This window comes from Thermoleptolyngbya sp. C42_A2020_037, assembly GCF_015272455.1.
In the GTDB taxonomy this organism is placed as follows: Bacteria; Cyanobacteriota; Cyanobacteriia; order Elainellales; family Elainellaceae; genus Thermoleptolyngbya.
Window position 1 is genome coordinate 84,292 of the sequence record NZ_JACYLP010000045.1, and the last position, 22,410, is coordinate 106,701.

At 57.6% G+C, this 22,410-nt stretch carries 19 protein-coding genes and 1 tRNA gene; 12 read left to right on the forward strand and 8 right to left on the reverse strand.

What is annotated here, in order from left to right:
• Positions 1-884: 884 nt before the first annotated feature.
• The 4 genes from IGS16_RS14310 (at position 885) to IGS16_RS14325 (ending at position 5,069) form a co-directional block, all read left to right on the forward strand.
• A complete protein-coding gene (locus tag IGS16_RS14310) occupies positions 885-1,733 on the forward strand; it encodes an alpha/beta fold hydrolase (RefSeq protein ID WP_297086517.1) in 849 nt (282 codons plus the stop codon).
• A gap of 198 nt (positions 1,734-1,931) precedes the next feature.
• Entirely contained in the window at positions 1,932-3,221 is a 1,290-nt protein-coding gene (locus IGS16_RS14315; protein WP_068514457.1) for a glucose-1-phosphate adenylyltransferase, read from the forward strand.
• A gap of 74 nt (positions 3,222-3,295) precedes the next feature.
• Positions 3,296-3,925 carry an AAA family ATPase gene (locus tag IGS16_RS14320; protein ID WP_297086520.1) on the forward strand — a complete coding sequence of 210 codons (630 nt, stop codon included), beginning with the start codon at positions 3,296-3,298 and terminating at the stop codon, positions 3,923-3,925.
• 166 nt (positions 3,926-4,091) lie between these two features.
• Positions 4,092-5,069, forward strand: coding sequence for a DnaJ C-terminal domain-containing protein (locus IGS16_RS14325; RefSeq protein WP_297086522.1), 978 nt, complete (start codon positions 4,092-4,094; stop codon positions 5,067-5,069).
• 279 nt (positions 5,070-5,348) lie between these two features.
• On the opposite strand, the gene IGS16_RS14330 is transcribed toward IGS16_RS14325, so the two are convergent.
• Positions 5,349-6,968 carry a HAMP domain-containing sensor histidine kinase gene (locus IGS16_RS14330; RefSeq protein ID WP_297086524.1) on the reverse strand — a complete coding sequence of 540 codons (1,620 nt, stop codon included), beginning with the start codon at positions 6,966-6,968 and terminating at the stop codon, positions 5,349-5,351.
• A gap of 433 nt (positions 6,969-7,401) precedes the next feature.
• On the opposite strand from IGS16_RS14330, the gene IGS16_RS14335 reads away from it, so the two are divergent.
• A complete protein-coding gene (locus IGS16_RS14335) occupies positions 7,402-7,968 on the forward strand; it encodes a hypothetical protein (protein WP_297086527.1) in 567 nt (188 codons plus the stop codon).
• A gap of 8 nt (positions 7,969-7,976) precedes the next feature.
• Here IGS16_RS14335 and IGS16_RS14340 read toward each other — a convergent pair whose 3' ends face one another.
• The 3 genes from IGS16_RS14340 to IGS16_RS14350 are packed head-to-tail and all read right to left on the reverse strand — an operon-like array spanning position 7,977 to position 9,416.
• A complete protein-coding gene (locus IGS16_RS14340) occupies positions 7,977-8,264 on the reverse strand; it encodes a phage virion morphogenesis protein (RefSeq protein ID WP_297086529.1) in 288 nt (95 codons plus the stop codon).
• Positions 8,257-8,514 carry a hypothetical protein gene (locus IGS16_RS14345; RefSeq protein WP_297086531.1) on the reverse strand — a complete coding sequence of 86 codons (258 nt, stop codon included), beginning with the start codon at positions 8,512-8,514 and terminating at the stop codon, positions 8,257-8,259. Before IGS16_RS14345 ends, IGS16_RS14340 begins: the two co-directional genes overlap by 8 nt.
• Entirely contained in the window at positions 8,511-9,416 is a 906-nt protein-coding gene (locus IGS16_RS14350; RefSeq protein ID WP_297086533.1) for a papain-like cysteine protease family protein, read from the reverse strand. Before IGS16_RS14350 ends, IGS16_RS14345 begins: the two co-directional genes overlap by 4 nt.
• Before the next feature lie 92 nt (positions 9,417-9,508).
• On the opposite strand from IGS16_RS14350, the gene IGS16_RS14355 reads away from it, so the two are divergent.
• Complete coding sequence (locus IGS16_RS14355) at positions 9,509-10,069, forward strand: GNAT family N-acetyltransferase (RefSeq protein ID WP_297086535.1); 561 nt, start codon at positions 9,509-9,511, stop codon at positions 10,067-10,069.
• 53 nt (positions 10,070-10,122) lie between these two features.
• On the opposite strand, the gene IGS16_RS14360 is transcribed toward IGS16_RS14355, so the two are convergent.
• A tRNA-Leu gene (locus IGS16_RS14360) sits at positions 10,123-10,203 on the reverse strand.
• 247 nt (positions 10,204-10,450) lie between these two features.
• Between IGS16_RS14360 and IGS16_RS14365 the strand changes: the two genes are divergently transcribed.
• Both IGS16_RS14365 and IGS16_RS14370 read left to right on the forward strand, forming a co-directional pair.
• The gene (locus IGS16_RS14365) at positions 10,451-12,007 is read left to right on the forward strand and encodes an adenylate/guanylate cyclase domain-containing protein (protein WP_297086537.1); all 1,557 of its coding nucleotides are present in this window, start codon (positions 10,451-10,453) and stop codon (positions 12,005-12,007) included.
• 577 nt (positions 12,008-12,584) lie between these two features.
• Positions 12,585-16,277 carry a Calx-beta domain-containing protein gene (locus IGS16_RS14370; protein WP_297086539.1) on the forward strand — a complete coding sequence of 1,231 codons (3,693 nt, stop codon included), beginning with the start codon at positions 12,585-12,587 and terminating at the stop codon, positions 16,275-16,277.
• A 3-nt stretch (positions 16,278-16,280) separates the two neighbouring features.
• Here IGS16_RS14370 and IGS16_RS14375 read toward each other — a convergent pair whose 3' ends face one another.
• Together IGS16_RS14375 and psbQ are read right to left on the reverse strand one after the other, a co-directional pair.
• Positions 16,281-17,447 carry an FAD-binding oxidoreductase gene (locus IGS16_RS14375; RefSeq protein WP_297086540.1) on the reverse strand — a complete coding sequence of 389 codons (1,167 nt, stop codon included), beginning with the start codon at positions 17,445-17,447 and terminating at the stop codon, positions 16,281-16,283.
• 31 nt (positions 17,448-17,478) lie between these two features.
• Positions 17,479-17,937 (reverse strand): photosystem II protein PsbQ, encoded by a 459-nt coding sequence (psbQ, locus tag IGS16_RS14380; RefSeq protein ID WP_297086542.1) that lies wholly within the window; start codon positions 17,935-17,937, stop codon positions 17,479-17,481.
• 256 nt (positions 17,938-18,193) lie between these two features.
• Here psbQ and IGS16_RS14385 point away from each other — a divergent pair, with 256 nt between their 5' ends.
• Positions 18,194-19,114 carry a PfkB family carbohydrate kinase gene (locus tag IGS16_RS14385; RefSeq protein WP_297086544.1) on the forward strand — a complete coding sequence of 307 codons (921 nt, stop codon included), beginning with the start codon at positions 18,194-18,196 and terminating at the stop codon, positions 19,112-19,114.
• 20 nt (positions 19,115-19,134) lie between these two features.
• Here the strand turns inward: IGS16_RS14385 and IGS16_RS14390 are convergent, their stop codons facing one another.
• Positions 19,135-19,356, reverse strand: a complete 222-nt coding sequence (locus tag IGS16_RS14390) for a hypothetical protein (protein WP_297086546.1) — start codon at positions 19,354-19,356, stop codon at positions 19,135-19,137.
• Positions 19,357-19,677: 321 nt separating this feature from the next.
• Between IGS16_RS14390 and IGS16_RS14395 the strand changes: the two genes are divergently transcribed.
• From IGS16_RS14395 to IGS16_RS14405, 3 genes are all read left to right on the forward strand, one after another.
• Positions 19,678-20,589, forward strand: coding sequence for an inositol monophosphatase family protein (locus tag IGS16_RS14395; protein WP_297086548.1), 912 nt, complete (start codon positions 19,678-19,680; stop codon positions 20,587-20,589).
• A 213-nt stretch (positions 20,590-20,802) separates the two neighbouring features.
• Entirely contained in the window at positions 20,803-21,009 is a 207-nt protein-coding gene (locus tag IGS16_RS14400; RefSeq protein WP_172358303.1) for a hypothetical protein, read from the forward strand.
• A gap of 260 nt (positions 21,010-21,269) precedes the next feature.
• Entirely contained in the window at positions 21,270-22,382 is a 1,113-nt protein-coding gene (locus IGS16_RS14405; RefSeq protein WP_297086550.1) for a glycosyltransferase family 2 protein, read from the forward strand.
• The last annotated feature ends 28 nt before the right edge of the window (positions 22,383-22,410 follow it).

Consider the following 22,410-nt stretch of genomic DNA (forward strand, 5'->3'; position numbering starts at 1 on the left):
GCTCAAAGACTCCATTGGCACGGCAGGACAGCGAGAACCCCCTCAGGGTTCCGCAAAACAGGGAATCTCGAACAGATTGCAACCGCGTCAGGGGCACTGTCAGCGGCACTGGCATAAGCCTTTCAGAACCGGATGCCCCCGTTGCCTGAGCAGATCGCCTGAAACCCTGTCGCATTGCCGCAAGTGGATCGACTGCTTCGTGGAAGAAGCAGCGCGATCGCCTGTTTGGCGAAATCCAGCGATTAACCGTTCAAAAACTTCGATGTAGAGTGCAGATCGACCCAGTTTGCTCACCCTTCTGTAAGAAGCCGAACCCAATCTGGGAGGCTCCAGGCAGATGGATAAAAACAAACCTAAAGTTGCAGGTCGATCAGCGCATACTAGGCCCTTCGCAGCGGTCTGCCCAGGACAATGCAGGATCGGAAAGCCGAATTCGCTGTAGATTCATTCCCAAGTACCAGAAGAGAAGCCAGAGGCGACTTCCAGCAGAAAGGAGTTTCAACGGCTTGCAACCCTTTAGCGCTACATCAGTCTACAGTTTAACATCCTTCTCGCAAACGACCAGATGCTAATGGGTGATAGGGCAGGGCAAACACCTACTCAGGATGCGAGGAGGGGAGAGAGGTAGAAGTTGTTCTATGCTGCTCTAAGGCAGTCGCCTGCCTAAAATCGCCAATCCCAAGCGCAAATTCCAAGTGCAAAGCCTATCTCAGCAACAGGAGCCATACCGAATAGGCGTCTAGCCACTGTTGGTTCCAGCGGGCAAGGGCTTTGGTCGCCATAGGATGCGTTTGCTCTGGGTCTCCTGTGGCTTTCGCTTGTCCTCTGATCCCCCGCAGCGGTAAGCTCATCCCACCTGCTGTTCTGGAACGAAGGAGAACGTCATGGCGGTGCAGGAGAAAACGCTCCCCTGTGGGCAACTCGAATGGTTTTATCGAGCAGTAGAAGGAGATGCAGCGAGCCACCGGGTGCCTGTTGTGCTGCTGCACGGGCTGCCTGCGACGGGCTATAGCTGGCGCGGCGTGATGTCGGCGCTGGAGGAGCGGGGATTTGGGGCGATCGCCCCCGACTGGATTGGCTTTGGCTCCTCAGCAAAACCTGACCGCCGCACCTTTGCGTATACGCCCGATGCTTACATCACCGCGCTAGAAACGTTTCTGGCTGAACTGGGAATTGATCGATGCTCGCTGATTGTGCAAGGTTTTATCGGCTCCGTGGGGCTGCAATATGCCCTGCGCCATCCCGACCAGATCGAGCGGATGGTTATCTTGAATGCTCCGGTGACGAGTCGCGCCAAACTCCCTTGGAAGATGCAGCAGTTGGGGCTACCGCTGGCGGGCGAAATGTTCACCCAAGACCCGCTGTTGGTGGATCGGACGCTCGAAGGCGGCGGCGGCTACGTGGTCAAAGACGAAGATTTGGATGTCTATCGCCGCCCTTTTTTGAAAAGCTCGGATGCGGGTCGGGCCCTGTTTGCCGCCGTGCAGAACCTGCGCCTGGCTCAGTCCACCGCTGAGATTGAGCAGGGGTTTCAAGCCTGGACGAAGCCCGTTTTGGTGGGCTGGGGAATGCGCGATCGCTGGCTGCCCCTCAGCCTAGCCGAGGCATTTGTGCAAGCCACTCCCGAAGCAGAACTGATCCAACTGCCGGACGTGGGGCACTATCCGCAAATCGACTGGTTCGACAAGGTGAATGAAGCGATCCTGCCCTTCTTGCTGAGAACCGTCATTTGACCTAGGTTCCCTCACGGCGGCTCTCTGAACAGATTTGAGGTCAATTATTTTTTTGGCACTATTTTTTCCCAAACATCCGCCTTTTGGAGGATAAAAAAGTCTCGATTCTTTACCCCGATCCCCTTGCAAAGGATCACATGTCGCATCACACTAAACGTGGGGATCAAACAGGCGTTAAACGGCGGTTAAGAGGTCATTGTGAAAAGGGTATTAGCGATTATTTTGGGCGGCGGCGCGGGCACCCGCCTGTATCCACTCACAAAGCTAAGAGCCAAGCCAGCCGTGCCGCTGGCGGGCAAGTATCGCTTGATTGATATTCCGGTTAGCAACTGTATTAATTCCGATATCTACAAGATCTTCGTTCTGACGCAATTCAATTCAGCGTCGCTCAATCGTCACATCTCTCGTACCTACAGTTTTTCCGGCTTCCACGAAGGGTTTGTGGAGGTGCTGGCAGCACAGCAAACTCCTGAAAATCCCAACTGGTTTCAGGGCACGGCTGACGCGGTGCGGCAATATCTCTGGATGTTCCAGGACTACGATGTAGACCAGTATTTAATCTTGTCGGGCGACCACCTCTATCGCATGGACTATAGCGATTTTGTGGAGCGCCACCGCGAAACCAAGGCCGACATCACGATTTCGGTGCTGCCGATGGACAATGAGCGGGCCTCAGACTTTGGTCTGATGAAGATCAATGAGGATGGACGCATCATTGACTTTTACGAGAAGCCCAAGGGCGAGGCTCTGAAGCAGATGCAGGTGGATACCACTGTGTTGGGGCTGACACCCGAAGAGGCGAAGCTCAAGCCCTACATTGCGTCGATGGGCATCTACGTGTTTGAAAAGCAGGTGATGTTTGACCTACTGCGGCGATCGCCCGAACAGACCGATTTTGGCAAAGAAATCATTCCCTCCTCTGCCAAGGATTACAACCTGCAAGCCTATCTCTTCAACGGCTACTGGGAAGACATTGGGACAATCCGCTCGTTCTACGATGCCAACCTGGCGCTAACGCAGCAGCCGCAGCCGCCGTTTAGCTTCTACGACGAAAAGGCTCCTATCTATACCCGTGGGCGATCGCTCCCACCCAGCAAGCTGCTCGACTGCACCATTACCGAGTCGATGATCGGCGAAGGCTGCATTCTGAAAAACTGTCAGGTGCATCACTCTGTTCTGGGCATCCGCACACGCATCGAGTCGGGGTGCGTGGTGCAAGACACGCTGATCATGGGGTCAGACTTTTATCAACCCCTGGCCGAGCGCTCGAACAATTGCGACGACGGCAAAGTGCCCCTCGGCATTGGCGCAAACACTACGATTCGTGGGGCGATTATTGACAAGAACGCCTGCATCGGCTGCGATGTCAAGATTTTGAATAAGGATCACATTGAAGAAGCCGCCCGCGAAGAATACGGCTTCTATATCCGCAACGGAATCGTGGTGGTTCTCAAGGGGGCAACGATTCCGGATGGAACCGTGATCTAGAACCGTGATTTACGTGATTTAAAGGTTTAGAACTGAGGACAGGGTTTGGTTCTGGAGGGCAAGAGTCTGCTGCTGTGGATCAACGCACTGCTGCCCCAACGCCAACGGTTTGCCATCTGATTGTTCTGATTGGTCTGCCGGGAAGCGGAAAGTCCACGCTGGCGAAGGTTTTAGTCAATAACTATGGCTGTCGGCTAGTGTCTACAGACACGATTCGGGGACAACTGTTTGGCGACGAGGCGACGCAGGGCCCCTGGCCGCTGATCTGGCAGGAAGTCGAGCAGGCTTTTCGAGCGGCGACGGGCGTTCGTCCAGATCAAATCGTGCTGAAGCGACGGTCTGACGCTGCAAAGCCGCTTACGCACACCCCGTCTCACGAAATCTCTCATACGCTCTACGACGCGACCAATGCAGCACGGCGGCAGCGGCGGGAGGTCGTGCAACTGGGGCAGCGCTGTGGCTTTTCACACATCACGGGCCTATGGCTAGATGTGCCGCTGAACCTGTGTTTGGAGCGAAACCGCCAGCGCGATCGCCAGGTTCCTGAAGCCATCATCGAGCAGATGCATCGCCGCCTCTCCGCAGCCCCACCCAGCCTCAGCGACGGCTTCGATACCCTGATTCACCTGCCCCCGAACTTTTCTCCAGACCCCACAACCTGGGATTCGGCTCGGTTTGGGAAACCACACCCCCAATTCTCTTGAAGCTTTGGTAGGGTTGGATTAGGCGTACTGTAGGCCACCCAAATCAGTACCCCTACCCCATTAACTCAAGCAACTCGATTGATTCGAGGAATCTGAGCCATTTAAGCAATTCAAGTAATTCAGTCAATTCAAGCAATTCAGTCAATTCAGAGTAGGTGATGACCCGATGGCTGCTCAGGACTTCAAAGACTACTATGCCATCCTTGGAATCAGCAAAAGCGCCAGCGCCGACGAGCTTAAGCAGGCCTATCGCAAACTGGCGCGGCAATATCACCCAGACATGAATCCCGGCAACGCGGCCGCAGAAGCTCGCTTTAAGGAAATCAACGAAGCCTACGAAGTGCTGTCTGACCCAGACAAGCGCCGCAAATATGACCAGTTTGGGCAATATTGGAAACAGGCAGAAGGCTTTGGCGGCGGCGCTCCGGGCGACTTTGGCGGATTTGACTTTAGCCAATACGGCAGCTTCGATGACTTTATCAATGAGCTGCTGGGCCGGTTTGCGGGCGGCGTTCCAGGTGGCGATCGCAGCTATGGTTATCGTCCGGGGACTCCCCCAGGTGGGTTCGGTGGTTTTGGTGGCTTTGGCGAACCTCCGACCAGCGCGGGCGGCGATCTAGAAGCCAACCTCAGCATGACCCTTTCGGAAGCGTTTAAGGGTGTGCAAAAGCGCCTAATTTTGGGCAACGAAGAAATTGAGGTGCGGATTCCAGCCGGAGCCAAACCGGGCAGCAAGATTCGCGTGCGCGGCAAAGGACAGATGAATCCCTATACCCGTCAGCGGGGGGATTTGTATCTCAAGATTGATATTCAGCCCCATCCGTTTTTCCGATTTGAAGAGGACAACTTGGTGTGCGAAGTGGCGATCGCCCCTGATGAAGCTGTGCTGGGAACCGCTATCGACGTGCCCACGCCTGATGGACTTGTGACCATGAATGTGCCCGCCGGAATCCGCTCCGGACAAACGCTGCGGCTGCGCGGCAAAGGCTGGGTGAATCCCAAGGGTGGTCGCGGCGATCAATTGGTAAAAATTGTCATTGTGCCGCCCAAAGATCTCAGCCCCACTGAGCGCGAATACTACGAAAAAATCCGCAATATCCGCACGTTTGACCCCCGCAGTGGACTAAAGCACATCCGGCTTTAGCCCCTGTTTTCAATTTAGAAAGCAGGCTCCTGGAAAGCGGCTCCTCATATTTACCTCCTGAGACAGAGGACACCCCTGGATCAAGTTAAATACTGTGGATATATATCTTGACTCCCTGAGGGGATGTGCCAACGGCGCGTCCCTCTTTTTGTTGCCAACCTCTTTATTGCCAACCTCTCATGGGGTTCGCTGGATTATGGCGATTGTGGATTTTAGATTGCCGATTTTGGATTGTAAATCCACGGCTTTATCGAGCTTTTAGCTATTCCGGGCTTTTGGCTACCTCGACTCCAGCGGCAGAAACACCGTCAGCACTTCGCCTCGCTGGGGTCTTTGTTTCACAATCAGCTTGCCGCCTAGCGCCTGAAACAGATTTTTAGTTACTGCCAAACTGAGGCTGAGGCTGCCGGTTTCGGGCTGGAACATCAGCAGTTGCCCCAGCGATTTTAGCGGTGGCACAAAGCCCAGATTGGTTCCGGTTGGGTCAGCCGCTGGCTGTTCTGCCTCAAATTGGAGCTTGAGCTGGTGTCCGGCTAGCTCCACTTGGAGGCGAATTTCGCTCCCTGGCGCAAGGGTCTGCGTGAGTCGGTCGATCAGCCCTGTCAACACCTGATCAAACAGGTTGGGGTCGGTGACGACGTTCGGCAGTTTTTGCGGCAGTTCGACCTTGAGTTCTAAACTGCGCTGGCTGGCCAGTTGCTTCCACCGAGACACGTTTTGCTCGAACACCTGCGCCAGAGACACCGGGGCCAGCGGCATCAGCGGATGCTTGACCGGAGCCGTCTCCAGTTCTGCGGCTCGGAAAATCAGGTTAAACCGATCGATTTGTTCGGTGCATTCCTGGTCGATGACTTGCAGGCGCTTTAGCACGTCGGGGCTGAGGTCTTTGCGCTTGAGCAGGAGCCGCGTCAGGGTGCGGATGGTGGTTAGCGGGGTGCGGACTTCGTGGGCGATCGCCTGCAAGAGTTCCATATCCAGGTGTTCGCTCTTGGCGCTCAGCAGATCATCTGCCTCTGCCTGGCCCTTGCGGCTGGCGTTGTTGCCATTGGTCGAGCTTGACTGCTGCAAGCCCAGGGCGATCGCCTCGCCATCGTGGAGCCAGTGCAAGGGCGACACCTCAACGGCCTCGGCCGCTTCTTCTGGGACGCTGGGGCGATCGCCCACAGTCGGCAGCGAGTTGGGATGGGCTTCCCACTCCAGCGGCTCTGGCAAAAAGTCGAGCATCAGCCGATTGAACCGGGAAACCAGTCGATAGTCGGGCAATGCGGTGGGGCGATCGTCGGGACGATTGGGATCAAGCGGCATGAACTGGATAACCAGTGGCTCGATCTGTCCCAAGATCCCCGCCCCTGCAAACAGCAGCCGCGCCCGCAGCGCCTGCCACGCCGCCCGTACCACCACCGGGTCAAAGGACAGCATAAACGCAGGCGTGCCTTCCAGATCTTCCCCCAGCACCATGACCAGCCCAAAGGTCGGCGTTAGCACCAGACAAAACTGCTCCGCCGCCAGCGGATCATTGGGCATGAGGGGCACCGTGGCGGCCGTAGAGCCGTGCGGGGCGTTGTGCTGGGCCGCGGGCAACAGCCGAAACGGCAGCCATGACGCAGTTTCTAGCGCATTTACCGTGAAATTCCAGGTGGCAACTCGTGCGACCACATCGGGCGCTTCTAGCACGGGCAGCGGCCCCGATAGCACCAAAGCCTGGGCTTTTGCTTTAAGGGAGCGAGGCTTGGGGTCGGTGGGCAGTGTTTCCAGGAGCAGATGGTTCAGCGCGGCGATCGCCCCCCACCATTCACGCTCAGCCTTAAGCTGCTGCCGGGCCACAGGGCCAGGCTGCCGCACCGGGCTTTCTGCCTGGGCAACGACTTCACTGAGGGTGGGTAGATACCACTTATGCACGGCTGCGCGTCCTGGAAACAAACGGTTCCAATATCGATGAGTGCAGAGCAGTGAGGTAAAACGCGGCTGCCATTGCCCTTAGAGAGGTTCTACAGAGGCAGTATACCCACAGGCATTCAGCCCTGGCACATTTACCTGGCACAGTCCTGGCTAATGCACGGCGATCGCGCCTTATCACCTATCACCTTATGCTCCTATATAAGACGATATCGACAAACCTCCAGAGAGCCTAGCTCTAGAACCGAACTCTAGGGTCGCAATGCCCGCCCTATGATTGGAATTAGAGGCGATGCCCTCAAGCTGGGACACGAACGGAGGACTGATGCAGTTGCAAGACTTCTCGCGGGCGCAGTCCACAAGAAATTCTCCAAAATCCAACTGATTGCAAGTTATTGCAAGTGCGTAAGTCCTGAAAAGTATAGAGGGCAGAGACTTGGCGACGGTACTGGTGGTGTGTCCGGGGGTGCATTCGCCCCAGCTTACAGAATGTTTTCTGACGGCAGTGGCCCTGGATCGAGCGAACACGGTGCAAATTTGCATCATACCGGGCGATCGCCAGCCAGTTTATTCGCCGCTGCACGGGCTGAGGGTGTTGCAGCATCGGCTGGGCGCACCCTGGGCCGCCCCGCCAGTCTTGTTTCTCGGCTTTAGCGCGGGTGTGGTAGGGTTGGCGGCGATCGCCCCCCTCTGGAAAGCGCTCGGCGGAACCGTGCTGGGGCTGATTGCGCTAGACGGCTGGGGTGTGCCCCTGAGCGGACCTTTCCCCATCCATCGACTCAGCCACGATCGCTTTACCGACTGGAGTTCGGCCTTGCTAGATGGGCCAGCGGTGAGCGCCAGGGGAAGCCGCTTTTATGCAGAACCCGCCGTGGCGCATCTGGATCTGTGGCGATCGCCCCACACCGCGATGGGCTGGTGGCAGCCTGCCTCGGCAACACCAGTTCGCACCACTGCCGCCGCCTGCCTGCAAACGCTAATCCACACCACGGCTGCGCTGTAACGTTCCTATCAATCCGAACTAGCAACGAGCGTGCCCGTGTCTTGCAGGATTTTGTTTTTGCTGCGGGGGCTGGTCTTGCGGTTGCGCTTGCGGGCCACGGTGGCGGGCTTGAGTGCTGCCCAGGGTTGCCCGTTGGGGGCGCGCTCTGCGGCAAAGGCGCTGACGATTTCGCCTTCGAGGTAGTTTGCCCAGGCGCGATAGATGGTGGTTTTGGCAGGGCGATCGAGCCGCAGGGCTGCTGCTCTGAGGATGGTGTCGCTGGTGAGGCGATCGAGGTTGACTTCGAGGTTAGCCATCCAGCTTCACCGGGAAAGTCACCTCTTCGCCTGCGATGACTCGTTTTACAGCTTGCCCAGCGCGAAAGTATGGGCCTTGCTCAAACTTGTACTTCTCAAAAAGGGATTTGTCGGAGCGGATGAGTTGCAGGGCCTGACCGTTCAGGTCGATTTCTTCCACAGAGAACTGGTAGGAATTTTGAGTCCCGCCGTCTGAAATCAGGGCTTCAAAGCCGCTCTCATTTGGGGTTACAGATAGAAGCTCAATCATCTGCCTAGCACCGCCCTTTCTGTCCAAACTCGCTCGAACTCTGATACTTCCATTTTATAGCGGCTGCCAGCTCTAGCCCTGGCACTTCGCCCCCACGGATCTCGAATCAGCAGTCTCCCATCCGGGTCGAATCCATCAACGATCACCATATGCCCGATTGAGCTGCCAGGCTCCCACAAAATTGCAGCCCAGCTTCCGGTACTGTTGAGCGTCTCAACGAGCTGCTGGGTGGTTGCTCCATCGGGCAGGCGCACTTCTCCACCGCTCCACTGCCTGCTCTGGTCAAGCTGGTCAAGCACAAAGCCAAGGTCTGCGTCGGTAATCGGCACACCTCCAACCAGTTCGGCGATCGCCCTCTGGCTCCGAGAAATGCCGCGATCGGCTAAGAGCATTTCACCACAGGCAGCAGCACAGGCGTTGTCGTTGAACTGCTTTGGAACGGCGCGATCTGCCCGCTCATCAAAGACTCGCCAGCTTCCACCTGCGCCCGTTCTTAGAGTCCCTGCTTCTCGCTCTGCAAACCGCTGATTAATCCGCTCTGCCTCTGCCCTGATTTGGGTTGCAATTGGCTCCGGGCTACGGTCGATAATCCGCTGCAAAATCTCCTCCCGCCGTGCCGCGCCGCCCTGCCCTGGCGGGTCAGCACTCCAGCCCTCGCTAGGCACAATCACCGGGCGATAGGTTTGCCCGTCAATTTCCACCTCGGCAGTGTCGCCGCGCTTCAGCTCACTCACCGTCAGCCCGCGCTGTTGGAGCTGCCGCTCCGTCAGGGAAATGGTGCGACAGCGACAGCCGTAGCCCTCTGGCGGATGAATCGGCAGCTCATTAGCGCGAAACACCTGGCGATCGAGCGCCAGATGCAGCGGGCGCGGCTCCCGGCTGCCAGAGTGAATCCATTGCAAATAGGGCTGGAGCCTGCCTGCAAACGCTGATTCATACCACTGTTGGGCTATGACGTTCCTAGCAACCCGAACCAGCAACCCGATTAACACCCATGTTTCACATCGCACCCCACCTGGAAACCAAGCGCCTCTATCTGCGACCGTTTCAGCCCGGCGACCTCGACGTGCTGGCGGCGCTATGTGCCAATCCAGACGTGATGCGCTACGTCGGGCACGGCGTTCGCACGCGAAAGGAAACGGAAACCGGGCTGCACCGCATGATAGCGCATTGGCAGGCGCACGGCTTTGGCATGTGGAAGCTGGTGGAAAAGGAGACGGGTGCTTTTGTCGGACGAGCGGGGCTGATTCATCTAGACAGCACGCCGGAAATCGAAGTGGGGTATGTGCTGGATTGCTCCTTTTGGGGATGTGGGTTGGCCACCGAGGCGGCGCGGGTCTGCCTCCAGTTTGGGTTTGATACCTTAGGGCTAGAGCGGATTGTGGCGATCGCCCGTCCCGAAAACCTGGCTTCGCAGCGCGTCATGCAAAAACTCGGCATGACCTACGAAAAAGCTGCTTCTTACTACAACTGTGCGGTCGTGTATTGGGCGATCGCCCGCGAACATTGCTCAGCACGACATCCACTCACAGTCTTCCCCCTCAAACTAGCCTGAGGTTGCCCTCGACCTAGCGTAGAAGGATGAATGGAGCAATACACTAGACTCAATGCGGATGGCGAGACTCGAACTCGCAAGGCAAAGCCACACGCCCCTCAAACGTGCGCGTATACCAATTCCGCCACATCCGCGTGGGGGGAACGGGCAAATCAGCATGAGGGATCACTGCTGACTTACTCACAGTCTTTAACTGTACTCCAAAATCGCGCAATCGTCCAAGCCACGCGCTGCAAATTTGCCACCAATTTCTCGCCAATTTCGCCTATGTTTTTCTCAGGGTTAGAAAATTTTTGCATCCCTCAAGTTTTACGCCTCTCATTGTTGCGTCCTCTCAAGGGGTGCGCCTCGTCTAGGTTGGGCCTATTTCGTTAGCCGCTGATGCTGTCTCCTTCTTCGCCCGACTCACTCCCAAAGCCGCTGGTTGACCTAGAGCAGCGAATGCGCCCGCTTCTGCCTGCCAGCCTCTATGCCGCGCTGTGGGTCGATCCCACTGCCGACACGCTGATGCAGGTGTTTCAGCACCTACGCACGATGCAGCAGGTGTTGCATGACTACATGCCCCGCCAGGTGTCCGAAGCGCCGCCCCTGCCCGGAGAACTGCGCTATGGCTGGCAGGAGGGGACGCTGCTGTTTACCGATTTGGCGGGCTTCACGCCCCTGCTAGAGGCAAATGCGGATGCAGGTCAGGAGGGCGCGGCGGCGCTGTTGACGCTGATTAACCAGTATTTCTCCAGCATGATTGAAATTATCAGCAAGTCGGGGGGCGACCTGCTGGAGTTTACGGGCGATGCCATGCTGGTGCAGTTTTTGCCAGGGCGAGATGGCAGCGATGCGGCGCAGGCGGTGCGGGCAGGCCTGCGAATGCAGCGGGCGATGGCTCAATTCACCGCGCTGGACATGCCCCAGGGTCAGTTTTCGCTGGAGATGCGGGTGGGCATCCACTCTGGACGGTTTCTGACGGCGGATATTGGCACGCCGGAGCGAATGGGGCGGGTGCTGCTGGGAAAGACGGTGCAGCAGGCGAAGCGGGCAGAGTCGGCTAGCGCTGTGGGGCGGGTGTGCGTGAGTCGGGAAGTGGGCGATCGCCTGGGGAATGAATTTCCGCTCCAGCCGCTGGATGCCCAGCACAGCCTGGTGATTGACCAGCTCAGCCCGGAGGAACTGGGAGAATATGACATCACGCTGCCCCGTCGCCGCATGGCTTCATCAATGCTGATGGATCGCAGCATCTCCGGCCTGAGTGAGGAAATTCAGAAGTCGGTAGGTCTGGTAGAGCCGCTGGTCAGCTACTTGCCCGCGCCGATTTTGAACCTGCTGGTGGAATGCGCTGCTCAGCGTCAGATCCCGCCGGCCTTCCCAACTCCAACGGTGGTCTTTATCAACCTGATGGGGCTGCCGGAAGCCGTAGACCTAGCCTCGCCTGACGAAGTGGATCTGCTGGTGCGCCGCTATTCGCAGGCGTTTGCGCTGATCCATGCCAGCGTGCGATCGCGCGGCGGCATTTTGCAAAAGGTGACCTATCATTCCCTCGGTTCCGACATGCTGGTCTACTTCGGAGCGCTGGGCAGCCACCCCGAAGATGCGCTGCGGGCAGCAGATATGGCTCTGGAGGTTCGCCAAATCGTCCGCCAGCTTGCACCACCACGGTCTGCGAGTCAGCCTGTGGATATCGCCTGTCGCATCGGCCTCGACCAGGGCCCAGTGTTTGCCGCCGAAATCGGCTCGCCCCGTGCCCGCCGCGAGTTTAATATCCTGGGGGACCCCGTGAACACGGCTGCCCGCCTGATGACCCTTGCCAGCAGTGGACAAATTTTGCTGACGGAATCGGTGTATCGGGCGATCGCCCCCCACTATCCCTGCACGCCCATCGGTGATTTGTTTCTCAAAGGCAAAACCACACCCCAGCCCACCTTTGAGCTTGAAGCCCCTATTTGAGAGGGAGACGCATTAAGTTCCAATCCCAGCTTCAGGCTCAAAAAAAATTGTCCTGACTGAAACAGGGGTTGCTATCATTAAGCCGTTTTTCAGAGCAATTTTTGCAGCGCTCTGAAAAGCAGGCTTCAGCGCGACTTGTGCGGACACAGCACGGTTTTTCAGATGACTTATCCACACGCCAAACTCCGGCTCTAAAGCCGCCTTTACGCTTTCTCTGAGGGCAAATTATAGGGCGATCGCCTACGGATTCAGTTTTATGTCAAAAAGGACACTGGGTTAGTCGAATTAATCGGTCGAATTAATCGATTGAGATGTTAATTTCAGCGCTCCAGATTGGGCAACCTTGCTTTATCACTTTTGTTTCAGACGTTAGATATCAGGAGATATCGGGTTCAGCCTTCTAGCAAGGTCATGTCCCGACTCCCTTTCTCGGCCTTCCCAGGAGTTCTCAGAAATGCTCTCAGAAGCATGAAATAGAACTCCGAAAAAACTCCGAAATTCCCAATCTGGCAACACAGAATCCCTTTTCCCCCTCCGTACTTCCTCCCGCTGTTCAAGTTCGTTAGGAAAACAGTTAATGGCTACTCTGATTGGAACCCCCGGCCCGGACTTTTTGCTTGGCACTCCCGATGCTGATCTCATTTTTGGCGAGGATGGAGATGATTACCTCCTTGGCGCTGCTGGCAACGACCAAATTAACGGTGGCAACGGTAACGACCTGCTCCAGGGCAATGCAGGCAACGACCTGATAGACGGCGGCGCTGGCAACGACACCCTCTCCGGCGGCATCGGCAATGACACTCTCAACGGCGGCGAAGGCGACGACCTGATCTATGCCGACAGCGGCCTCAATCGGCTAAATGGTGGACAAGGAGCCGATACGCTGGTCGCGGGCACTGGCGGGCGCGATGTGATGACGGGTGGTGCCGGTCGCGACGTGTTTGTCCTGGCCAGCGGCACAGGCGGTAGTCGCCGAAACAATGCCAACGTCATCACGGATTTCAACCCCAATCAAGACCGCATCGGTTTGGCAGGCGGACTGCGCTTCAACGACCTCAGCATCGTCCAGGGCACAGGCAACAACCGCAACAACGTCATCATTCGCAATCGTCAGACGGGTGAATTTCTGGCTATTGTTCGCAATGTGAACGTCAGCCGCCTCACCCGCACCAACGTCGTCGCCTTCCCGCTGCCCCCCCGCGACACCACGCCGCCCAGCGCTGCCAACCTAGTCATCGCCAATCCCAATATCACTGTTGCGGGGGGAACTACCCAGACCTTCACCATTCAATACGCCGACGCAGTTCAGCTCAATAGCCTCAGCTTCCGCAATGGCAACCTGCTCGTCACGGGCCCCAACGGTTTTGTCCAGGGGGCGCAGTTGGTCGGCTTTACACCCGTCGGCAATGGCACCTCCCGCACCGTGACCTATCAAATCACCGCCCCCGGCGGCACTTGGGATGCCAACGACAACGGTACCTACCAGGTTTCGCTGCAAGCCGGACAAATCTTCGACACCAGCGGCAACGCAGCCCCTCCGGCGACGCTCGGCAGTTTCAATGTCAGCGTGCCCATTCCCATCGTGCCCGTCAGCGTTGCTGTCTCACCTGCCAACGTAGTCGAGGACACCGGCGGCACCTTGGTCTACACCTTCACCCGCACCACCTACATCCGCAACGCCCTGACCGTCAACTTCACCCTGGGCGGCACTGCTACGCGCGGCAGTGACTATAACGTAGCGGGAGCCAGCATCACGGGCAATACGGGCACAATTACCTTCGCCCCCAATGCCAGCACCGCCACGATCCGAGTCACCCCCATTGCCGACAACCTGGTTGAGCCAAACGAAACGGTCATCGTGGCGCTGGCTCCTGGTGCAGGCTATAGTCTGGCTCCTGCCAACAGCGCCACGGGCACCATCATCGACGATGAAAGCCAAATCACACTGTCTGTCGCTCCTGCCAGCGTCTTGGAAAACAGTGGTAACGAGATCGTCTACACCTTCACTCGGACAGGGTTCCTGAACCGCAGCATCACGGTGAGCTTTGGAGTGGGCGGCACCGCGGGCTTCGGTACGACGAGCGACTACACCGTGAACGCGCCGCCAGGGACTACGTTTACCTATGGCGCATCGGCAGGCACGATCACCTTTGCGGCAGGGGAAAGCACTAAGGTTCTACGCATTCGCCCCAATCCAGATACCGTGGTGGAACCTGACGAAACCGTGGCCCTAACGCTCCGCACTGGCGCAGGCTATGCCCCAGTCACAACGGCTCCCGTGGTGGGAACCATCCTAAATGATGACAGTTCTGTGAGCGTCGCGGTTGTGCCAAACACTGTGCTAGAAGACAGCGGCACAGGCATGGTCTACACCTTCACCCGCACCGGATTCACAGGCAACGCAATCACCGTAAACTTTACGGTCGGCGGCACGGCAACCTTGGGCGGGCCAAATTCGGACTATACGATTACCGGCGCAACGGTCACGGGCGGCACAGGCACCATCAGCTTCGCAGCCGGGGAAACCACCAAGACGATCACCGTCACCCCCACCAGCGACAACGTTGTGGAGCCGAATGAAACCGTTGTGGTTGGGGTTGCGGCTGGCACCGGATACATCGTCGGGGCGCAGGGCACAGCCACGGGCACGATTCAAAACGATGATTCTAGCGTCCAGCTTTCGGTATCGCCCAGCAGCGTGCTAGAAGATAGCGGCAATGATTTAGTCTTTACCTTCACCCGTACAGCGTTCCTCGATCGCCCGATTACGGTCAACTTCGGCGTGGGCGGCACAGCCACCTTCAGCACCGACTACACGGTGTCTGCGCCCGTCGGCACGACCTTTACCTACACGGCGCTGGGGGGAACGGTGCAGTTTGCGGCAGGCGAATCGACCAAGACCATCCTCGTGAAGCCCGTTGCAGATTCCAATCTGGAGCCGAATGAACTGGTGACGCTGACCCTGCAACCGGGGACAGGCTACACACCCGTCAGCACGACACCAGTCTCCGGCATCATCGAAGACGACGACGCAATCGTGACGCTAACGGTGTCGCCCGACAATGTTTTGGAAGACAGCGGACAGGAAATTGTCTACACTTTTACGCGAGTAGGCGCAACGAGCCGTGAACTGACGGTGAGCTTCACGGTCGGCGGGACGGCAGTATTTGGCGCGGCGGGTAATGACTATACTGTCGAGGGCGCAGCCAGCTTTAACCCCACTGCGGGTACGATTACGTTTGCGCCTGGGGCGACTACGGCGGTTTTGCGGATTAAGCCCGTTGCAGATCTGGACACGATTGAGCCAAATGAAACTATTAGCCTGACGCTGGTCAACGGGCCGGGCTATACCTCTGGCACGGTCACCCCGCAGGTCAGCACGATTCTCAACGATGATGGCATTGTCACTAACACGAACGACTCTGGGCCAGGGTCGCTGCGCCAGGCGATTATTGCCGCGAACAATAACAACTCCATTGCCAACCCGACGATCACTTTTGCGCCATCAGTGAGCGGCACAATTCAGCTTACCTCAGCGCTGCCTGACCTATTGCGAAACATGACCATCGACGGCCCTGGTGCTGGTACGCTGACTATTTCGCGAAACTCGACAACCAACTTTAGAATCTTTACGCTTCAGGCGGGCATAACGGCGACGATTGAAGGACTAAAGGTTTCTGGTGGGAGCGCAGGCACAACGAATGGGGGGGGGATTGCCAACTTGGGCGGTACGCTGAACCTGGAAAACCTGATTGTTGAGAATAACCAGGCGCAGCTCGGCGGCGGCATCTTTAATCAAGGCGGTACAACGACGCTGTTGAACACAATCGTAAGGAATAATACTGCTGGCAGTGGGACGAGCGGCGCGGGCGGCGGCATCAGCAACCAGAGCGGTATAGTTAACATCCAAGGCAGTAGCCAAATTGTGAACAACACAGCGGCTAGCATTGGCGGCGGGGTTTCCAACGATTCTGGTGGCACCCTGAATGTAACGGGAACCGCAAGTCAGCGAATTCTATTTTCTGGTAATGTTGCCCAGAATTCGTCGGGCGGCGGCTTGTACAACGCTGGAACATCCAATATCAACTTCGCCAATTTTGTTGGCAATCAGGCGAGCAATATTGGTATGGGCGGCGGCGGGATTTTCATCGCATCAGGTGGCGTTTTGGCGGTGAATAATTCAATCTTTAATAACTCGCCCCTGAATACGCCAAATAACTTGGCTGGCGACCTGTCTAACTTCAGCGGATCTGGAAATACCGGCATTTAGCCTTTAGCTAGAGCCTTCCTCCGCTTCTTCGATCTCTCCCCGCACCCACGCAGCGGTCGCAGGAGCCAGCAGCACGCCGTTGCGGTAGTGCCCCGTTGCCAGAATGACGTTTGGGTAGGCGCTCAGCCGCTCCAGCAGGGGCGCGGGGCGATTTGCGGGGCGGGGGCGCAGACCCGACCAGGTGTGTTGTACTTTGGCTTGGGCAAGGGCAGGACAGAGGGCGATCGCCCCCTCCCAGACCGTTTCTAACGCGGCAGGGCTGGCGGCGATCGCCCCTAAACCATTTGCCTGACTAAAACTCGACGCAGACTCCCCCTCTGCAAATTCTGGAAACTCGACCGTTGCGCCGATCCAGTATTCTCCCTGGCCCAGCGGCACGACGTGAATATCGTTGCCCGTAATCACAGGCTGAAACGTGCGATCGCCCATTGGTTCTCCCAGTTTCACCCGCATCGCCTGTCCCAAAACGGGGCGGATGTCGATTTTGGGGAGGGGCAGCGCGTCTAGCAGCGGCGTTGTGCCTAGCCCGGAGGCGATCACTACCCAATCGGCCAAGAGGCGATCGCCCTGCACGGTTCGCACGCCCACGCAGCGCTGCCCCGTCGCATCGGCAAATTCTAGCGATGCAACCGGACTCGAAAAATCAAACTGCACGCCGCGCTGTGCGGCCCCTGCCACCAGCGCACGGGTCAAGGCCGTCGGATCAATCTGGCAGTCCTGTGGCGAGTAGATGCCCGCTGTGACTGCATTCAGAGAAACCTGGGGACAGCGATCGCCCACCTGAGCCGGGGCCCAATGCTCCAGCGTCCAGCCCTGCTCTTGGCGGAGGCGGATCAGCGCGTCCCATTTCGATAAGTCGGCTTCGTAGGACAGGAGCAAAATGCCCTGCCGATTCACGGGCACTCGCTGCCCGGTCAATTCCTCTAGCTCAGGGAGCCACTGCTGATAACGGCGGAGGCTTGTTTGTCGCAGGTTCCAGGCGCGTCCCCTGGTTTTCTGGCTGATCGCGCCCATCAGCACACCCAGCGCGGCCCCCGTCGAGGCGCGGGCCGAGGGCTGGCGATCGACAACAGTAATCGCCAGACCATTCACCTGGCTTAGCTCGTAGGCGATCGCCGCTCCCACCACGCCGCAACCCACAATCACCACACGACCGACGTCGGTTGGCACAATTCTACTCGCCTCTGAGCGCTTCGTTACGCTAACCGTTTTGCGTTGTCGGCATGAGATCCAGAAACACCTGAAAATCGCGCAGGGCCTCGTTATAGTTCAGCAGGGCTTTTTGAGAATCACCCGTCTGAGTCGCCTCGTCGATGGCGATTAGATGCCCAAACACGGCCTTGGCAGCATCCAGCGCAGCGGGCTGAGCCTTCTTGGGTTCTAGCAGTCGCGCCAGACGGGTCATCTTAGCCCGTAGTTCACCCAGCGGCCCGTGGATAAAGGACTGCACATCTACCCACTGCTTATTTTGCACCAGCGGCGGAATTTCCTGCATCCGCACCCGCAGTGCGTCCACATCGCTCACGTATTTTTCAATTTGCGCCAGTTGTTCGGGTGAATAAAGTGGCCCTTTGGCAACGGGGGCGCTGCTACAGCCAATGGACAGGACGGCGATCGCCACCAACACCAAACTGAGGACGCTTCGATACCACTTTTTCATAGATCTCACTCTATTGCTTGCCCAATATTTGCCAACGGATTACCCCAGAATACATCAGCCAATGGCGGGATAGTCGCGGCATCCCGATAGACTGAACACTGGCTCCGGTAAAGCACTATAAACCACAAGGGGACGAGTGGGAAGGGCTTCCCAGGGCGAGAGGGCACTGAATCTGACCGGAACCCTGCGCGTTCCCAATGCACGGTTCCAAACGGCAATCGAAAATCCAAAATCCAGAAATCCAAAAGCAATGAACATGGGAGAGCCTTCAAGAGGGCGTGGGCTATTTGTTGGCCTGACAACCCTCGATCTGATTTACCAGGTCGAGGCAGTGCCTACCAGCAATCAGAAAGTGGTGGCCCAGGATGTGGCGATCGCCGCTGGGGGCCCCGCAACCAACGCAGCCGTAACCTTTGCCCACTTGGGCGGAGACGCGCTGCTGCTGAGCAGTTTGGGACAGCACCCAATCGCAGGGCTAATTCGGGCAGACTTGGCAACCTGGGGGGTGCAGCACCGCGACCTTGACCCAGAGCAGCAGACCTCGCCAGCGGTATCGTCCATTTTGGTGACGGCGGCGACGGGCGATCGCGCGGTGGTGTCGCGGAATGCCGTGGGGGCACAGGTGGCGGGCGATCGCCTTCCAGCCGACCTGATACAAGCCCTGAAAGAGCGCAGGTTTGACGTGGTGCTGCTCGACGGACACCAGATGGCCACGAGCGAGGCGATCGCCCAGCAGGCAAAAGCCCTGGGCATTCCCGTGGTGGTCGATGGCGGCAGTTGGAAACCCGGCTTTGGGGCGGTCTTGCCCCACACGGACTATGCCATTTGCTCGGCCAACTTTTTGCCGCCGGGGTGCGACTCGGCGGATGTGCTGCCCTACCTGCGATCGCTCGGCATTGCCCAAGTCGCCCGGACGCACGGTTCCCAGCCCGTGGAATATCTCAATCGCGAACAAGCAGGGCAAATAGCGGTTCCCACCATTTCCCCAGTAGACACCCTAGGCGCAGGCGATATCTTTCATGGTGCGTTTTGCTACTTCATTTTGCAAACAGGATTTGAGGCGGCGATCGCCCAGGCAGCCCAAGTCGCTGCCCGCGCCTGTCAATTCTTTGGCCCGCGCCGCTGGATGGACGCGCCACCCCACCTAGACAATCCCGGTTTTTCTAACGAAGGATAGGGGGAGAAAGCTGCCTGAGATTAGTCCACATTTAAGACCGGCGGTGCGGTGGGTTCTTCCCATTTCGTTTCAATAGGCGGCGACACCCGCACCCAGGAGATGCCCATTACCAGACCCAAAAAGATTCCCAGCATCAGCATCCATATATGAGATGGATCTAGCGAACACAGCAGGCGGCGATCGCCACTGTACACTTGAACCGACCATCCTCCATCTGTCACTTGATCTGGCAGCTTCTTCATTGCAGTTACCTTTAGCAAAAGAGTGGCAAAAGAGCAGTGGCAGACGCAGACAACACCGATCGCCATCGCGTCTATTTCCCAGACTAGATATAAACTCAATTCATGAAAAGAGGTTTTATATATAGCCTTGCTTTATGTCTGATAACGCCTGCTTAAGCTTTAGTTCAGAATTGGGCAAACCCGTGCCCTATAATTGACGAGCCGTTCTATGCTGATGCCGTAGCGATTTGCAGTAGCGGCTTGCAGTAGCGGCTTGCAGTAGCGGCTTGCAGTAGCGGCAAAGACGCTCGCCCATGCCCAAAAAACGCGAAAGGAGACGTTGTGATCCAGGCAAACCCTGCGGAATCGATAGATGGTCATCCCCTGGAAGACCTATTGGCGATCGCCCGTGCTTTGGGCTGGGGTGCAGCGAAAATTCTGCGGGCTTATTATCGGGGCGAACCGTTTCAGGATGGCACGGCCCGCAATCTCGATATCCAGAACGAAAAAGACGGCCCGGTGACCGCAGCCGATCTGGCAGTGAACAGCTTCGTACTCGGCAGACTGCACGATTTGCTGGGGGATGAGCAGTTCGGCTATCTCAGCGAAGAAACCTACAAGTCCCAAGCTTCCGCCGCGCCGTTCCCCCAAGACTGGGTGTGGATTCTCGATCCGCTCGACGGCACGCGAGATTTCATTGACAAAACGGGGGAATATGCCTTTCACCTGGCGCTGGCCTATCGCGGTCGCCCGGTGCTATCGGTGGTCACCTGCCCAGAACTAGAGCGGCAATATTTCGCCATGCTAGGCAGTGGGGCATTTGTGGAAACGCCCGCTGGCAAGGTGGAGCGATTGCAGGTGTCGGCGTGCGATCGCCCTGCCGATCTGGTCGTGGTGGTCAGCCGCACCCACCGCGACGGACGGCTGAATGCCCTGCTGCAAAAGCTGCCCTGCCAAAACCAGCTCTCCGTTGGCAGCGTGGGTGGCAAAATCGCCGCCCTGGTCGATCGCCGGGCCGACCTCTACATCTCGCTCTCCGGCAAGTCTGCCCCCAAGGATTGGGACATGGCCGCCCCCGAACTCATCCTCACCGAGGCAGGCGGCAAATTCACCCACTTCAGCGGCGAACCCCTGCGGTATAACACGGGCGATGTCAACCAGTGGGGCGGGCTGATGGCCTCCAACGGTTGCTGCCACGAAGCCCTCTGCGCCGAAGCCACTCGCATCTTGGCGGAAATCGACGGTCTTTCCTGACCCCCAAGCGCTGCGCCCAACTCCGCTGCTACGCAGAATCTTCACAGTCCTGACACCTGCCATTACAGAAGCTTTGCCCCCGATCTCCTGGTTTCGCCAGATGATCGAGTTATAGGGGCGGAACCTGGGTTTACTAAGGCTAGGGAAACCGTTCCTGTCATAAGGATCTGGTCAGAGTTTAGCAACAAAGGTTCACTAGCAGAGGTTCACTACATGGTTTGGGCGCTTCCTGGTCGCGCCAGCGTCTCCACGCAAGCGCTGGTCGATCGAATTTTGTCTTCGGGGCAAATGACCCGCAAAGAGCATCTCCAGCTTGCCGCCACGATCCTGTCCGATCAGCGGTTGACCCAAGCGGAGCGCTATCACATTAGCCGCGTGTTTGACGAGTTGCAAGCCGGCCGCGTGATGCTGGTCGATTAGGCGCTAAATCAGATCTGGATAGGGACTGGATAGGAATTGGATTGGGGACTGAGTTTTGGGCTGGATTGGGGACTGGATTGAGGATTGAGTTACAGGCTGGATTGGGCGATCGCCCAACGCAAGTTATCCCCCGTTCCAGACCGCCCTGTGGCGGATCGGCAGCAGGCCAACGGGTTGCTTCTGCTAAGCTCTGGGTGTAGGTTTATTGTTTCCGTCATTCCGAGGGTTTTGGCGCTGTGCCCTACGCATCATCCGTCCCCATGCCACCAGTCACCCTCATCGTGACGCAGCGTGAGCGATTTAGCCCCAGCCAGGTGTCGCTGGAGAGCCTGATAGCCAGCTATGGCGATTACCCGTTTCGGCTGATTTATGTAGACGGTAACTCGCCTGCCTCGGTGCGCCACTATCTGGAGCGCCAGGCCGCGACCTACTCCTGGATGACGCTGATTCGTCAGGAGCGCTATCTGCGGTCGAACGAGGCGCGAAATCTGGCGCTGCCGTGGGTGGAGCGTCCAGAATACGTTGTGTTTTTGGATAACGACGTGGTGGTGCAGCCGGGATGGTTGCGATCGCTCGTTTTGGCGGCCGAAGCAGAACAGGCCGCCGTTACTGCGCCGCTGATTTTGCAGGGCGATCCCCATGCCGAGGCGCTAGAGATTCACGTTGCAGGCATTGCCACCCGCTTTCATACTCGTCGGCAGGGCAAGCGCTGGTTTGAGCAAAAGCAGCTCATGGCGGGCGTGCCCCTCTCTCAGGCAGAACCTAACCTGCGAAGACAAGCGGTAGACTCGGCCGAGTTTCACTGTCTGATGGTGCGCTGGGATGTCCTGAAACGGGTGCAACTTGACGACCAGTTTGACAGCCTCGCCAGTCACACAGATTTATCGTTTCAGGTGGCAGGGCTGGGCGGCAAGCACATCTTAGAGCCGTCTGCCCGCGTGATTTTTTTGAACCCGGAGCTAGTGCCCCAGTTTGACAAAACGGATCTGCCGTTTTATCGATTCAAGTGGAGCGAGGGCTACACGGCGCGAAACTTTGCCCATGCGGTGCGGAAGTGGGGACTGGCGGCGGATGATCCTAGCATTTGGTCGATCTGGCGGTGGGTGATCAAGAATCGGCAGATTCCAGCGCGGCTGTCGGTGCAGGAGGGGAGTTTGGAAGAGCAGTTGTTGACGCTGTGTGGCGATCGCCGCTGTCCTGGCTGGCTGCGAATGGCGATCGAGGGCTGGGTGCTGCGGGCGAACTTCCCGTCAGAGGGCCTATCAGCCGCCAAGCCAGACGCGAGCGTGTCGCGAACAGATCAAACGGGTCAAACTCAAACGGGTCAGACTCAAACGGGGCAAACCCAAACTTACCAAACTTATCAAACTTAAACTTGCCAAACTTGTCTAGACAACCATT